This window comes from Actinomyces sp., assembly GCF_030530635.1.
Lineage (GTDB): Bacteria > Actinomycetota > Actinomycetes > Actinomycetales > Actinomycetaceae > Actinomyces.
In genome coordinates, this window is sequence record NZ_JAUMUL010000026.1 from 28,536 (window position 1) to 44,087 (window position 15,552).

11 protein-coding genes are annotated in these 15,552 nt (G+C 66.2%); 6 read left to right on the top strand and 5 right to left on the bottom strand.

What is annotated here, in order from left to right:
- Positions 1–3: 3 nt before the first annotated feature.
- From Q4A20_RS07795 to Q4A20_RS07815, 5 genes are all read right to left on the bottom strand, one after another.
- Entirely contained in the window at positions 4–2,178 is a 2,175-nt protein-coding gene (locus tag Q4A20_RS07795; RefSeq protein WP_303122086.1) for a hypothetical protein, read from the bottom strand.
- An 88-nt stretch (positions 2,179–2,266) separates the two neighbouring features.
- Complete coding sequence (locus Q4A20_RS07800) at positions 2,267–2,809, bottom strand: hypothetical protein (RefSeq protein WP_303122087.1); 543 nt, start codon at positions 2,807–2,809, stop codon at positions 2,267–2,269.
- Positions 2,802–4,460 (bottom strand): RAMP superfamily CRISPR-associated protein, encoded by a 1,659-nt coding sequence (locus Q4A20_RS07805; protein ID WP_303122089.1) that lies wholly within the window; start codon positions 4,458–4,460, stop codon positions 2,802–2,804. Before Q4A20_RS07805 ends, Q4A20_RS07800 begins: the two co-directional genes overlap by 8 nt.
- The gene (locus Q4A20_RS07810; RefSeq protein ID WP_303122092.1) at positions 4,457–6,556 is read right to left on the bottom strand and encodes an RAMP superfamily CRISPR-associated protein; all 2,100 of its coding nucleotides are present in this window, start codon (positions 6,554–6,556) and stop codon (positions 4,457–4,459) included. Before Q4A20_RS07810 ends, Q4A20_RS07805 begins: the two co-directional genes overlap by 4 nt.
- A complete protein-coding gene (locus Q4A20_RS07815) occupies positions 6,553–8,670 on the bottom strand; it encodes a hypothetical protein (RefSeq protein WP_303122093.1) in 2,118 nt (705 codons plus the stop codon). The genes Q4A20_RS07810 and Q4A20_RS07815 overlap by 4 nt, the downstream gene beginning before the upstream one ends.
- Positions 8,671–8,850: 180 nt before the next feature.
- On the opposite strand from Q4A20_RS07815, the gene Q4A20_RS07820 reads away from it, so the two are divergent.
- The 6 genes from Q4A20_RS07820 to Q4A20_RS07845 all read left to right on the top strand — a co-directional run bounded on the left by Q4A20_RS07820 (position 8,851) and on the right by Q4A20_RS07845 (position 14,900).
- Positions 8,851–11,250: a hypothetical protein gene (locus Q4A20_RS07820; protein ID WP_303122095.1), complete on the top strand. Its 2,400-nt coding sequence runs from the start codon at positions 8,851–8,853 to the stop codon at positions 11,248–11,250.
- Entirely contained in the window at positions 11,250–11,642 is a 393-nt protein-coding gene (locus Q4A20_RS07825; RefSeq protein ID WP_303122097.1) for a hypothetical protein, read from the top strand. Before Q4A20_RS07820 ends, Q4A20_RS07825 begins: the two co-directional genes overlap by 1 nt.
- Positions 11,591–13,249 carry a hypothetical protein gene (locus Q4A20_RS07830; RefSeq protein ID WP_303122099.1) on the top strand — a complete coding sequence of 553 codons (1,659 nt, stop codon included), beginning with the start codon at positions 11,591–11,593 and terminating at the stop codon, positions 13,247–13,249. The genes Q4A20_RS07825 and Q4A20_RS07830 overlap by 52 nt, the downstream gene beginning before the upstream one ends.
- A gap of 37 nt (positions 13,250–13,286) precedes the next feature.
- The gene (locus Q4A20_RS07835) at positions 13,287–13,490 is read left to right on the top strand and encodes a hypothetical protein (RefSeq protein ID WP_303122100.1); all 204 of its coding nucleotides are present in this window, start codon (positions 13,287–13,289) and stop codon (positions 13,488–13,490) included.
- A gap of 1 nt (position 13,491) precedes the next feature.
- On the top strand, positions 13,492–14,010 hold the full coding sequence (locus Q4A20_RS07840) for a hypothetical protein (RefSeq protein ID WP_303122102.1): 519 nt from the start codon (positions 13,492–13,494) through the stop codon (positions 14,008–14,010).
- A 77-nt stretch (positions 14,011–14,087) separates the two neighbouring features.
- Complete coding sequence (locus Q4A20_RS07845; RefSeq protein ID WP_303122104.1) at positions 14,088–14,900, top strand: hypothetical protein; 813 nt, start codon at positions 14,088–14,090, stop codon at positions 14,898–14,900.
- Positions 14,901–15,552 lie beyond the last annotated feature (652 nt).

Sequence of the window (15,552 nt, forward strand, 5' to 3'; positions counted from 1 at the left end):
TCGTCAGCGCCGCCGGCCATGGTTGCTTCCCGGGTGCGGTGGGCGGTCGCCGTTCGGCGGGCGCCTGTCAATGTGGAGCGGCAAGGCCGAGTGCGGGCCGAACATGTCACGAGGCCCGACTCCCTTGCCCTGGCGCGGTACGCCGGTGGCACCGTCTATCTTGTTGTTCTCCTTGTTCTCCTCGAGAGTCATATGTCTGACCTCGACGCCGTCGGCGTAGCCGAATGCGGCACGTTGCATCGCCTGCACCCACGGTGTCTGCACCAATACGGATGTGTGGGGAAGCGCGAAGTCACCCGGATCGACATCCGGCTCACTGAGCCCCAGGCATCCGTTGAGTTCGGTGTAACAACAGTTTAGTTCGACGCCTCGACGCGCACGCAGGCCGCCGCAGGCGATACGTACCTCCAACACCCCAAGACCGAAAGGTTTGGCAAGCCCCATTCGTAGGTAGCCACACTTGGAGCGGTCAGAGTCCTGCTCGGAGGAGGGAACTAGGTTCTCCGGGGTGAGGATCCAGATGAGGGCGGCGAGCTCATCGTGGCTCAGGTTGGTGAAGGACACGGTGCACCGCAGCACGCTGCCGACTTCAACCCACGACTTCGCGGTGAGCTGCACATTCGCGTTGTGCTGCTCGTGGCCGTTCATCACCGCCGGCGCTGTGGCCTGCTTGGGGAACTTCCGCGAGTCGAGCGCACTGCGGTGGACCGGATACGCAGCTGCCCCCAGCAGCTGCCCGGGGGAGAAGTACTCCGACCTCTTGATTGCGGTCTTGCCGTCGTTGGCTGTGGGTGTGCCGCAGTCGCGAGCGGTCAGGAAGCGGCGAGCCGATCCGGGCTTGGGTTCAAGCAGGGGCGTCAGTGTCTTGCGATCGCGGCTGATCCGCGCCCCGGACCCGTCGACCTTTCCTACGGTGATACGCCCACGTGCGGCCACGTCTCCGCGTGCAGCCTGTGGCGCCGGATCGGGTACGACGTACCCGAAGAGCCGGTCGGCGGAGGAAGCCTCCTCCGCGTTCGACAGCGGAACAACAAGTTGTTCTACCGCGAGCCGGTATGGGCTGGCGCTATAGGCGTGACGGCCAATCATTGTTGGGACTACCTCGAGCACGACCGGTTCGGCGCCGGTGTTGTCCACAACCGCGAAAGCGAGGTCGCCGACCTTGAGCCTCGCCGCGGATGGGTCCTGCTGAGCGGTACGGGTTGCCCGGTTCGCCTCGTGGCGTTTCCGCGGGGGGTCCTGCTTCCTTTGGTAAACGTAGCTGCGTACCACGGTCGCGTACGCCTTGCAGACCTCGGACTCGATGGTTACCTTCTTCGGTCCCTGACGCGAAACGTCAAAGAAGAAACGTTCGTCATGTTTCCCATGTTTTCCGGGGAACAGCTGGTTCGGCCTCACGCCGTCCGGCGCCGTGCGGCATACATAGCCCTCGACGTCCCTAAGTTGGTCGACGACTCTCACCGAATTCGGGATTTTGAACAACGGTTTCTCGCCAGCGTCGGTAATGACGTGCGTCACCTGCCAGTAGGCGTAGCGCGCACCCCTACCGCGGTCCCCGTGCAAGCAGAGTGAGAGATGACAGCGGATATGTGCGCCGTGCGGCGTCATCTTCGTCAGTTGCTGAGTGTCTACACGCAGGTATGCCGGCCCAACCGGACCACATTGGAGCGAGGCCGCACGCATTTTGGGATAGGATCGGTCCCGGTCGTCGCGATAGCCGTTGGTGACAAGCGTGTCCCCGTAGAACAGCTCACCCACCAGGCCGTCGCCCCGCTCCTCGCAGATGCGGATGGGTACCAGGCCGAGTGCGCTGGCGGCGTCACCCCGATAGGTCAACGGGGAGGTGTCCGCTTCGCGGCCCGGCTTGCTGTTTACTTCATTGGGGAGGTCGTTGAACACGCGGAAGCGCGAGCAGGTGAGGGTCTCGTAGGCGCGGGAGATCATGCCCTTGACCATGGTGGGAGGAACACACACCGTGCCATCTCCGTTCTGGGGAAGATCCACGAAGGAGCGCTTGTCTTTCCTGCCGCCCGGAAGCACGATTTCCTTGGTGCTTTGCTCCCCGAACACCAACGGCGTGCGTACCGTCATCTCCAGGTCGATCGACCCGGACCAGCGATCGGGCTCAAGACGGTCGTGCCCGCGGGCGGCCCGGTCCCTGAAGAGATCAGCGGACAAAAGGCCTTTGCTAGCAAGGTTTGCCGCCGATCTGCGCGGCACCGGGATGCGGTTGACTGCGGAATGGAAATCCCCAAACTCGGCCATGTCAGTTCCACCTTCCGGTCATGAACTCATCAACGAACACCGTGTTCCCGTAGGCGGCCTCCTCGATGAAGACCTCGATGCTGGTCATGGTGTCCGAGCCCTTGAAGGGCGCGCTCGCCCCGTGCTGCAGGTAGCTGTTGTGCCGATACCAGCACGGGCGGCCGGATTCGCCGTGTGCTGCTCGGCCGTCGTCGACGTCCCCGGCTTCACGGCGCACGGTTACTTCTACTCCGCCGGTTCCGTTCAGCCAGCGCAGTTCACGGGCCAGAAGCGAATCGTCGCTGCCGGTGCCCACATACCACAGGCGCAGTTCATAGATGGTGCCGAGGTCAACGTCGCTACCGTCGGTGTTCCGGAGCCGTGCATTCGCCGCCTCGCCATGCACCTCGCGTAGCGAGCAGGCGCCCGCGGTCGTGTAAGCGATGCCCTGCCAGCTGCCGGCAGTTGCCTTCGCCAGAACACCGGCCAGGGTCCCGTCGCCGCACGATGTCTCTGCGAGTCTTCCGCGTCGCAGCGGTGCGTCGTAGCGTGTTCCCTCAGACATTGGTTGCCCCCTCGGTAGCCACCAGGTAGCTGGACCAGCCCTCCCAGCCCTCCTCCGCCTTTGGATTGGCGGCGATATTGATTTTCCGCAACTCTGCGAGAATGCCCCGCGCAAGGGCACCGACATCACCGGGCTTGGCGGTCAGTTCCCAGCCGGGAACGAACGCGCCGTCCGTCTCCACGCGCACCGCTGATACGTTGACCTGACCCATGCCGCGGGTGCCGCGGCTGCCCAGCGGCAGGGTCCCGGTAGTCAGCTCAGCGAGTACCAGTCCCAGCAGGCACCAGGCCGCCTTCCGGCGATCATCGTTTCCCGGCAGGGCATCGGCGTCGAGCTCCAGCACGATGTCATTCCACTTGGCATTGTCGAACACCATCTCGCTGAACAGTGCGCTATCCGCGGCGCCACCGGTCCAGCGGTCTCCGGCGTTGTGCGTCACCTCGCGTTCCGTCCCGTCACTGGAGGCAACGGTGTCCAGCACGGTCAGTGCACCTCGATGCTCCGTGGTGCCGAACAGGTCGCGCACCAGGGTCGGATCGTCAGCCAACTGCTTATGGACGTCGCGGTTCTGCCAGCTCTCCATCTGATCCGGCCGCTTGACGGCAAGCACCGTACGAGCGATGCGTGATGCGCGCGACCGCAGCGCCCCACGCACCGAGGACCCGGGCAGCACCAGCGGGTAATCTTCTCCCGGTCCCGAGCGGAGCGGCTTGGCCAAATTCTTCCGTTGTTCGTCGTTGTCATCCTCGGACGGCGTCTCAGCCACAAGGATGCCGGTGGGGCTGTCCCAGGTGATGGTGATTCTGGTCAGGCCGGACGCGGCTATGTTGGCCGGCTCAAACTGACTGCGCGGCTTATCCGACGGCTCAAGCCAGGCCAACAGGTCGTTCTTGCTCGCCAGGGGAGTCTTCACCAGGGTCCACGGTCTCCCCAATGTTTCCTTCCCCGATTCGGCCGGCTTGGCCTCATCCAGCCGCACCCGCCCCCAGCCGGCACTCCTGCGCCCGCCGAAGGCGATGCGCTCCTGCTGGAACAGGGCAACGATGAGCGCGAACAGGCGTTCTACCAGAACATCTGGATCAGCCAGCTTCCGCCCGTCGGCAGAAGGGGCCTCTTCGGTCGCCACAGCGGGGTCCCCCGGGCCGTCCAGCGTGCCGACCTGCGCGGTGATCACCAGCTCCAGGGACTCGCCCGCCGGCACATACTCGTGCTGGAACAGGGCCGTATCCCCTGCCGTCCCCCAGTAACGGTCGACGGCGATGCCCGTGCGGGTTACCAGCGGGTCCTTCGCGGCCTGACCCTCCTTCGGTTTGCGCTCACGCGCAGCCACCTTGTTCAAGTCGATGGACCGGAAGGTCAAGGCCCCTGCCCGGTTGTCATCGGCCAGTCCCTGAAGGAAATCGAGATCGGCAAGCGTGAGCCCGGCGTCGCTGTGGTCCTTCACGTACCTGCGGCACGCCGCCCACACCGCGCCCTTGACCGAACGCCCGGTGATGATCGGACGTTCATGCCCGTCACGGACGAAGCGCCGCGGTACGGATTTGCGCTCCTCCTTTGAGCGGGTGCGGTCGACGAACTCGTCGATCCCGCCCGAGTGCAGCGGTGAAGCGGCCTGCAGCCGAATCGTCAGTTTGTAGCGGGTGATGCTCATACCCGTTCCTCCTCATGCCCGCCGGAGGTGCTCTCCACGGCAGGGTCCTCCGGTTGTGTCCGCATGCAGCTCAGGAAGTCCGCTTGGTGAAGCTCCTTCAAGTGGATCTGCTCTTTCTTCAGCATCCAGTGGTTGACGACGAACCGCCCATACCCCTGCGCGGTCAACTCGCCGACGCCGGTGACAGACAGCTCGGTCAGCCGGCGGAGAACCGCCGCGGAGTCCGCACTATCCGCGGCCACAACCCGCAGCACCGAGCCGGCGGAGATGGCGGTGCGGGTAGCGCGCGGCTGATGCTCGGCGGCCGACCACGAGTCCACGCGCTTGTGCCGGACTCCGGCGGTGAATGCGCCCTCCAAAGACGATGCCGAGGCCCCCTGCTCATCACGCTCTCCCACCAGCACGACGGCGGCGCCGGCGTGCCTGAAAGCCTGCAGGAGGTCCTCAATACTGCCCCCGGGGCCGAGCCGAGGCGAACGCACCAGCACATCGGAGGTGAACCAAAGCGTGAATGCGGGGTCTTCGCCCGGCAGGGCCGGGTCCGCTTCCGTGAACGCCGACAGCTCGCACCGCGCACGCCCGTAGGTGCCGCTCAGGCGCCGCGACCCCAGCCGCGCCTCGACGTCTTGGGGGAATGCCGCAGCCAGCAGCGGCCTGATCCGGTCGAGAAGCCTCTCCGACACGGTCACGGATGCGCGCATGCTCAATCCGGCGGGCAGGGCCCTGACCAGGAACAGTTGTCCGCTGCGCGCACCTCCGGTGTCCGGATCATGCGCGGTGGACTGCCTGCCCACCAGGGCCGGCGCTCCGATGCCGCCGGCGACGTCGCCGGAGCCGTCCGGACCGGCACCCGGGACGAACACGTAGCCGGCACGCAGCGGCTTGTGCACATCCTCCGGCTCGCCCGCGAGCAGCCGGTTGGTGGCGGTCATTGTCTCGGGGGATGTGGGCTGTGCGCCGTCTGCGGCGGCCGCCCCGGACTGTGGTGGGTTCTTCGGGCGGGACAGGACCAGCGGAACCGGCATGCCCTGGCAGGCACCGCCGTCGTCGTTGCGGACAACAGCGGTGGCGTCGGAGACCAACAGGTCACCCGCGACGACTGCGTCACGCACCAACTGGTCATTGCCCGCAACCGCCCGCAGGCGCCGGTGCACCCACGGCAGCAGCACGGTCCCGCGCAGGAAGTCCAGGGACCGCACCTCGTTGGACAGGGGCACCTCATAGGACACCACCGGGGTCAGCAGGCGGATGTCGAGAGTGGCTGTGAAGAAACGGCCGGGAGCAGGGGGTGCCGCCTCGTCGCCGGATACGGAAGCGTGAGGTACCTCCGGTGCCCGAGGCTCGCCGTCGGCTTCAGGAATGGTGGGTGCCGTTCCCTTCCAAGCATCCAACAGGCTGCGGCACAACGTCTTAAGCGCCTCGACGGTCGGCTGCCCGGCGGACGAGTCGGCCTTGCGCGGATCGCCGATGAGGATGTCGCAGACGCCGTCGCCGTCGGAGCGGTTCGAACCGATGCCCCGCACCAACAGCCCGGCCAGGCTCAGGACCAGCCGTGCCGCCTCCACCTGCTCGTCCTTCCAGACCAACGGCCGCCCCCGCGGATTGAAGTCTGCGAGCATAACCTCACCCCCGAGTTCATCGGCGGCGGCCCGCTCGAAGAAACGGAGGAAGTCCTGCTTGGCGGTGCCCGTATCCTCATCGATCGAGAGCGACACCACCTCGTGGACGGCGCTCTCCGGAGCGACGCCGTCGGGCAGCCGGGCGTCGGTGAAGCCGACCAGACGCGGATGCTCAGCATCACCGAACAGTTTGGTGACGAAGGCGCGCCAGGTGGGGGGATCGTCGGAAGATGCGGCGGACTCACCTGACGCGTCCCGATCGAGGGCCTCGGCGACGACGAAGGCCTGCTCGCGAATCACGCCGGCCAGGATGGTGCCCCGCACGATCGGCAGGCCCCGCTCATCCTTCTCGACGACGGCGTCCACGCCGCCCGCGATCCCGGCGCCGGTGGATACGCCCCAGTCGGATTTGAAGATCACGCGCAGCGGGAAGCTGACGGGTGAGTGGTGAGTCGGGAGAGCGCTCGTGGTGCTCATGCCTGGGTCTCCTCGGACTGCTGGGCGGCGGATGACGGGGCGTGGCTCGAGGTCTTACGTAGTTGTTCGGAAAGGTACTGCTTGGGCAGCAGGTCGGACAGCTCCAGCAGATCGAACAGTCCCTTGATTCCGCCGATTGCCTCGACGTTGCTCCCCAGGCTGTCTTCGGCGGCGCGCCATTCGCTCTCGGCATGAACCATGATCGTCTTCCGCGTAGCGGTGTCGCCCCTGAGTTGAGCTTGGGCTGCGTCGGACAGGAACCTGCGTATGCGTGTGGCCCTGGTCCGGGGGAAGCGGGTCTCGCCGGTCTCTTCGTCCTCCTCGGTAAGCCGGTTGAACTTGTCCACCCGTTTGCACACCTCCACCCAGTCCGGGTGCTCTGCCTCGGAACCGTTGGCCGGTCGGGCAGGGTCCGGATTCAGCAGGAAGGGACGGTCGGTGAAGCTCGCGTAGGCGCTGAGGACCTCGTCGGCGTCCAGGACAGTCGTGTCGAACAGGACGTGATAGCTCAGGGTGGAGACCGCGGGAACCTGCGCCTTGCCCACCCGTTTGGCCGCCTCAACCAGCCGCTCCGCCAGGTCGTAGGCGATGTGGAAGGGGAAGTTGCGGCGGACCACGGCCACGCCCGCGGCCGCTGTCATGGGTCCTGGCATGTACGTGGGCTGTTTGTCGGCTGAAGCGGCGGCCCGGTCGACTCCGTGCAGGAACTTCAGGAGCGGATCGGCGGCTGTCCTCTCCTCGAAGTGCTTCAGGAATGAAGTCGCGAAGGGTATTGCGTAATCACCGCTGGTGATCACCGTTACGTCGTCGCCACCGAGGATCACGGGAACTACCGGAACCACGGTGAAGTCGAGCTGCTGGGTGCGTTTTTCACGCTGTGCCCAGCGCGCGACGTCGAACCAGGCGTTGGCGAATGCGGAAGTCACTACGGCGTCCAACCGTGTGCTTACGCCAAGTATGAAACGGCGGAGCGCATCGGCGTCGTCCGGTTGGCAGCCGATTGAGTCCTCGAAGTCTTCAGCGTCGACACATTTCTTTGCGACCTCCAGGTTTCGCATGATGGCGCCGATGCCGTTGCCGTCGATATGGATCACGGCGACCTTGGACAGTTTGGTGATGTTAATTAGGTCTTCCGCTTCGATGTCGCGGTCGGTGACCTGCGTGTCCTGGAAGACCTCCTCCAGGGCGTGAAGCGAATCATCGGCGGCGTCCCCGGCAGCGTCTGCACCGCCGGGGGAATCGTCGGTGACGCTGTTCTCACCTGTCAGGAACGTCTGCATGAGATCGTGCTCGAGCTGTTCCTGAAGTTCCTTGTACTTGTTCTCAAGCTGGGTGGGATCACGGACGAGTCGGTTCTCGTCCCTGTCCTCCTCCAGGCCGGGCTTGGCTCCGACTGCGCGATCGATCAATGCCTTACGCGCCCGGTAGGCGCCGTAGCGCTTGACCCGGGAGGGCAGTGAGTAAGCACTAGCGATGTCCCTTTTGGCCTCGTCCGCAAGACCATTTGGAAGGGACGCGCCCAGGGGCGGTGAGGCTGGCAGCGCCGAGTCCTGCGCCCGGGCGAGAAAGGGAATCTGGGAGAAGCGGGAGCCCGCCGGGGGACGCTCAAGCGCGTATCGACTCGCTTCCGCATGAAGTGTCTTCAACAGCGCTTCATCCACGTGTGCGGCCTGACCCATGTCAATGAAGACACCGGATATGTCAATGCCCGGCGCCTGTGCGAGCGCCGTGCGGGTGACGTGGCCGATGACGGCTTTGGCCTGCTGGGACGTATCCACCATGAAGATGACCTTGCCCGAGGCGCGGGAGACCCACAGAGTGCTGAAGCGCGAGGGCCCGGTGCCATCCCGGGGAGGCGAAGGCCTCGGCTCGATCTGCTCGTGGGACTCGTGGGAGGCTGCCCAGGCCTGCCTGACCCCGGTTGCGGTCAGCGCCCTGTCTGTCCACTCCTTGAGCCGTACCAGCTGCGCCGACGCCCCGATGTTCTCCCGCAGGCGCGGGGAGGAGAAGATGTAGTTCTGGTTCCCGTGGGTCTCGATCATGACCAGCTGCATGGGGATCCTCTCGGGGGCGGACGGGCCGGGGCGGATGCCGGGACGCGTGTAGTCTGCCACGCCCGCGTGAGTGGCAACACGGTTTTAGGAGAGGAATCTCAATTGACGATTTTCCTTCCCTCGTTCGGCTGACGGGTGGCGGTGGTCGGGTGCAGACTCGAGTGGGCCGTGCCCCGCCCTCCCCGCGGCGGATACGCCCGGCAGCAACGCGACCCATCAGGCGGTCAGAGAGGACCTCACATGACTCTGCTCGTACATGTTGTTGGAGAAGCCGACCTCGGTAGCGACACCCTGCATGACAAGGAGCTACGCCAGCATACGAGGGAGAACGGCATCAACGCGCTGCGGCGGGCTGCCGCTGATGTTGCCGCCGGGGATGAAGGTGCTGTCGGCCAGGCACTGAACCTCCTGCAGCAAGGAACCGTGATCGGCACGGCGAGAAGCCGGTTCAAATGGACGCCACTGGCGCTGGAATTGGCGGCGATCGCGGACGACGGCGGGGCAGGCCCGGTGCGTGTACTGCTGCTGGGCACCGATTCCGGCTGCTGGCCCACGCACGACATCGCCAAGGCGCTCGCCGAGCTTCTGCTCCGAGATGAGATCCGCGCGGCCCTGCGTGACCGCTATGGGTTGGAGATCGCCGTCGAACTCCGCGCCGACGGCAACCTGAACGAGCAGGTCAGCCGTGGCGATCTCAGTAGGTGGGTCGAGGCGGCATACGGCACTGCTGCGGACCAGCCCGTGGTGGCATCCATGATTGGCGGCGCCACCATGATGTGTCTGAGCGCCATGGGCGTGGTCGACCAGCTCGGCTACGACTGGCGCCTGGCGGTCGCCGCGAATCCCAACGATCCGGCGGCCCGCCTGATCCGCCGCAGCCACCACGATGCCGCGCCCTTCTACTGGCTGCGTGCCCTGGGCTACCTGGAGCAGGCCGCGCAGTGGGCCCGGCAGCACCGCCGAGAGGATCTGATCGACGAGGAACACACCCGGCTACTGTGTGATCTCCAGGCGGTGCTCGGTGGCGCGGGGCGGGAGAGGGGAGAGGCGTCGGCCACGGCCACCGATGAGCAGTTCGCCGCGCTGGTGGCGGTGGAGATGACCCGGGCGGACAACGGCGCCGGCCTGGCGGTGCGCGCCTGGGTGGAGAAGCACTACGAGGCCCTGCTGGCCGAGGAGAACAAGGCGCGCGCAGAGGATGACCGGCTGGGCAGCGTGTTCAAACGCTTGCCGGGCAAGGAACTGGGCAAGGTGCTGGGCCTGGTCCGCAACGAGCATCTGGATGAGGAATCCACTTCCGCCGAGTGGCTTGTCGGAACAGGTGATCGCCTGCGGCCGGTTGGCAACCGCGCCGTCCACGATGCAGCGGCGCCGACGGCGTCCGACTTGGCCACCGTCAAGCAGGTTCCCGACCTGTGGGGGCGAGTGCCTTCCTGGATGCACTGGCCCGGACGCGGACGAGTCCTCTACATCTGCGGCATGGGCGAACGGTATCGACCGCGGTCGGTGATCGAGCGCGTCATGGAGGCCGGGCCGGATGAGGAGTTCAAGCGTGCCGTGCCCGGCGGGATGCTCGAGGGCGGCGGCGTTGGCGACGTCGATTTCCTCCTGCTGCACTCATCCGATCCGGGATCGAAGGAGACGGCGGCTAAAACCCGCGCATCCGCGCATTCGGCAAAGAGGCCAGGGGACTCCTCCGCGCCCGGGGTGGACATCATCGACTACGGAGGAGCTGACAGCCATGACTTCGCGCCGGTTGAAGACTTGGCCGGCAAAGTGAGCGAGATGGTTCGCGAAGTACTCAATGCCAAGCAGCCGTCCGCCGTCGCCATCGTGGCATCGGGGCAGAAGGCGGTAGCGATCGGCGCCCTCGAGGCCTCTCAGGCATGGTGCGCCAAGCGAGCAGTACCGCTGTTCGTGCAGACCTCGGTTCAGCAGGGGCAGAACATCGAGCGCTCGGAGATGCAGTTCCACCGCATTGCCCTGCACAACGACGCCGAGGCGGCGCTGCGAACCGCTGCCGCGGCGAGCCTGTCCGGCCTGAACCTGCTCAGTGCCGTGCGGGTGCTCGCCGCCGGCGACCAGGACATGGACGTGCGCGCCCAGGCGTGTGATGAGTTGCGCGAGGAATACCTGCAGGCGGTCAACGCCAAGGACCCCGATGCCCATGCGGGCGTGCTGCTGTCGGTGATGGAAACCGTCCGTGCGCTGTGCCTGGAAGCAGAAGGGGACGTGGATCCGCACCTGGTGGTAGTCGCCGCCGAGGCGGTCAACTTCCCCCGGCGGGGCAGGAATGCGGACGAAACCCTGTTCCGGGAGCGCTATGCCTGGCAGGACCAGGTGAGTCACTGCGGTCCGCCGCACAGGATCGAGGAATGCGGTCGTGGAGACCTGCTCCGGCTGCTCTACGAGGTCAGGAATGAAGTGAGTCTTACTCACGGCGACAGTCGGGTCGATGCTGCCGTGCGGGAGGTGATGAGTCAGCGGTCCATCACGGTCGACACCGATTTCGACTACCTGGACCTGCTCAAGCACGCCATCACCGCGGTGAAAAAAGGCGCCGAGTCCTTGCAGATCGATATTGACCTGGCGTGGGCCGAGCGTTTTCGGGCGCTGCTGGAATGGGCGGAGGGTCGCTGATGAAGTCGGCAACGCCCATCACCCTGATCAACCTCACCCCGCACGAGGTGATCCTGCACCTGGAGGGCGGGCCGCTGCGGCTGCGGGCATCCGACGTCGTGCCCCGGCTGCTGCTATCCGACGGGCGGCAGGAGACGCTGAGCGTGTACGACCCCGAGCGTCCGGGTGAGGCGGCCGGTGTGCGGCAGGTGCCCATCGCCGTCGGCGCCACCTGGCTCGGGATCGACCCGCCCCTGCCCGAACCGCGGTCCGGCACGGTCTACGTCACCAGCCGGGTGGTGGCCGAGCACTTCCCGCAGCGCACCGACCTGGTCTGGCCCGACGATTGTGGGAGGTCCAGGTGCACCGTGGCTGGAACCAGGCCTTCGGGAACTGGGACGTCAAGGCCCTGAGCTATAGAGCCCGGGATCGCAGCGGCATCATGAGGCAGGCCTACCGGGGCATGCGGGCCGCATACTTCCACCCGGAGGTGGCCGAGCGGCTGCTGGGCGGCGGCAGGGACTGCCGCAACCGGCCACTGGGCGCGGACAACCGCCGCTCCCTGCTGCTCAAGGAACTGTTCGATCACTGCGATAAGGAAGACAAGCGGGTGCTGCGCATCGGTGCCCTGGAGGTGCTGCGCGTATCGACTGGAGACGGTCCGGGGACGGCGATCCTGGCGGTGCACGCCGTCGTCCCGCGGACGGAGACCGAGCTGCCGGCCGGCGAACCGGCGGATGACGAGCATGCCAATGGTGAGCGCTCGGACGGCGCACAGGCGGACGGCGCTCACGCGGATAAGGACTTACCGGAGCCATTCGATGCGCGGTCCTACGAGCGCTTTTACGACGCCGTCCGCCACCCGAGCCGGATGAGGGCCATCTGTGAGACGATCAACGAGCTGCTGGCGCGTCCTGACGTGTGCGGTCCGGCACGGGTGACGCTGGCGGCGGAGCACACCGAGCGGAAGTCCTGGTTCTCCGCCCCGCTGTTCACTCTGACCTGGGTGCCCCGGGAGCTGAGCCGGCGGTGGGTTCCGGAGTTCGGGGAGAGCCCCGCCACGCTCGGTAGTCGGGTGGAGGTACCGGTGGGCGCCGAGCCGCTCGACGATCTGCGCCGGGCCGGAACCTCGCCGAGTGCGAGGTTGCCGCTGCCGGTGCTCACGGCCGCGGGATGGCAGTGGGGGAGCCTGCCATCGCCTACGGGCTTCGAGCTGGGGGAGGAGCGCTACGGGCGGGCAAAGGAGAACATTCACGTGCTCTCCCAGAGCTGGGCGGCGAGTGTGTGGGAGCGTGGCGCCGCCTACCTGCCGCGCCAGGACGACGTCTTCCTGCTCGAGGCCATGCTCAAGATGTGCTCCACCGACCTGGACGTGTACCTGCTGGTGGTCCTGGACCGGCTGCGCGTGCGCACCCTGTCCCACAGTCTCGCGGCCACCGCTCAGGAGCTGAGGACGGCGACCGAGAAGATCGGTCAGGCGGGGGACCTGGACACTGTGACGGAGTACCTGGACCCTGTGATAGCCAAAGCGATCCGGCTAGATGGTGAGGCGGTCTCGTTCCTCGCCTCCGAATGGTGGATCGATGTCACCCGGCACCGACAGGCCGACATGGTGTTGGCCTGGATGCAGCAGGCAGGAGGCTTGGATCGGGCGGTGGAACAGACCGTCCAGCAGGCGCGCCTGCTGCAGGAGAGCGTGCAGACCTTGATCGAGCGGCAGGAGCACCTAGCCGACAAGGAACGGCAGGAGCGCGAGCGCCGTCGGGAGACGCTGGAGCGCGAGCGTCAGGAATCCGCTCGCGCTATGGAGCGGGCTGTGGGCATCCTCGCCTTCGTCGGTCTGCCGCTGTCGGTGGCGTTGGAGGTCTGGTCCAACTTGCACGACGGCGGGCCCCTCCTGAGCGGAGCGGCCTGGTGGGGTGCCGGTTTCGGGCTGCTCGTTGTGGCCTTGCTTGTCGCTTGGGTGCTGGCAAGGTGCTTTGGCGTCAGACTGTGGCCTCAGCGGGGGTGCAAGCGTTAGCCGGTATGGGGCCGCAGGCGCGGCCATCGGCGCCGTCGTGCGGGTGATCCTCCTGGGCACGGCCAACGGCTGCGAGGGAACCCAGACCGACGCCGTCGCCACGCTGCTGGAGCAGGCCTGCAACCGCCCGGACGTGAAGGCCGGGCTTGAGGAGCACGTCGGGCTGACGCTACAGGTCGAGGCCTACCTCCATGGCGACCTCTTCGAACTAAAGTGTGTCGCCGACCGGGCCGCTGAATGACTTGGCCAAGCGTACCGTTCACGATGGTGAGGCGCCCCACGCCGAGGACTGGGCGGTAGCCGCGGGGGAGCCTGATCTTGCTGAGGCGTTGCCGAAGTGGGTGACGCGGCCGAGTCCGCGTCCGGTCTTGTACGTCTTCAGTTGTGGCAGGACTTTCCTGCGGCCTACCATCCCGGAGCGGGTGCTGCGTGCCGAGCCCAAGCGCGAGCTGCGGCGGGCGGTTCCCGGCGCCTTGCTGGAGCGGGGCGCGGCCGCTGCGGGACCGGACGAACACCCCGCCCTGCCGGTCGAGTTCGTCATTCTGCACTCGGCGCATCCGGAGTCCAGGAAGACGGCCGGGCTCAACGCGCAGACCGTCGTCGCCGACGGCGTGCACCGGGAGTGGGAACTGCCCGAACCGGGCTGTAGCCTTCTGGACTACGGTGCGGGGGATTACGAGGCTCGGGCGGTGCCCGAGGCGATGTGGAGGGTTCGCGAGGGTGTGGGCGCGGTTCTGGCGCAGCGGATGCCGTCGCGGTAGTGGTCGTGGGAACCGGGGAGAAGTCTGCGGTCTACGGCGCGCTCGAGGGGGCGCAGGAGTAGTGCGCACTCAATGCCGTGCCGCTGTTCGTCCAGACCTTCGTCGACGCGGGCCGGGGCATCAAGGAACCGGCCTCCCAGTTTCACCGGATCGCCTTGCACAACGACGCCGAGGACGCGCTGCGGCGTGCCGCCGCGATCAGCCTGCGCAGTCTCAATTTGCTCAGCGCCGTGCGGGTGTTGGCCGCCGGTGATCGGGACATGGACGTCCTCGCCGGACGCTGTGAGGAGCTGCGCCAGGAATACGTGCAGGCGCGGCAGGCGGAAAGGCTCGACGACCATGCCGGCGTCATTGTGGATGTGCTGCGCACGGTGCATTTTCTGTTCAGTCGCGCCGATTGGCTGACGCAGGCGCGGCTGGTGGTGGTGGCGGCCGAGGCAGTGCATGCGCGGAAACCGGCCAAGAAGGGCATGAGTCTGCTGCATGAGCCCGATACGTGTCTGAAGAACAAACTGCATGAGCGCAGGAAGGCCGGTACGACGGTCGATCTGTCCGCGTTGAAACGCGGCGACCTGCTGCGCTTTCCCTGTGAGGTGCGCGACAGGCTCGTGATTACTCATGGGGAGTCCACCGTTCAGGAGGCGTTGGAGCGCGCTTTGGATGAGTTGTGGGTGGAAGTGCGTGATGAATTCACCTGCGTCGACTTGCTGGATAAGCTCATTGAGCGATTGGTGCGTGACGGATCCGCCGAGTCCGGGATCAAGGGGATCGACTTGAACGCGTCCTGGTTCTCCGGCTTCAACGAATTGCTGCAGGCCGTGGAGACGCAGACGGTCAAGGATGCGAAAGCGGCCAAGGAGACGCAGGAGGCCAAGGGCGCGGAGAAGTAGATGCGCCGGAGGCGGGGCGCCTCCCAGTGGGTGCGGCTGGGAGCGTTAGATTGGTGGTAGGCGCGGCGGTTGTCAGGTGGGTTCAGGTGGTGGTGCCGGGTGTCGTTGGTGGTGTTGGTGAGATGTCTGTGGCGGGTGGGGTGTTGTGGGTCATTGTGTTGAGATTGCGATTTGGTCTAAGGTGCAGAGATAGGTGCATTTTGACCCCGACTTTTCCGCATGACTTCGTTGAAAGTTGGTGGCTGGAGGGGCTTGTAGGGGTGTCGGTGGCGCTTGGCTTGTTTGCAACGAAAGGTGGTTGTTTCGGGGTGGTGCCAGTCGGTCCTGTGGGGTGCTTGCGGGGTCGGTGGCGATCTCGACTCTGAAAGTCGCGGAATGACGCGGTTTCCAGGGATAGGGGTCAGGAAGCGCCTCGCACCTCCAGGTGCATTAAGACGAGATGACAGCCTTGGCGCGGCAGACGGGCCTGTCTGCTCGGGACATTGACTGACGGTTGCGCCTCGGCCGGTATGTGCCTTCGCTCGACGGTTCGCGAGTACGGCGCGAAGTGTCCAAATTGATGACAAACGCCCCGTCAGCGCCCCGGAACCGGTTCGCGAATCGTTGGAATAGCAACGTTTCGCGCCGCACGGACAGCGGCTTGAGCGGCGTT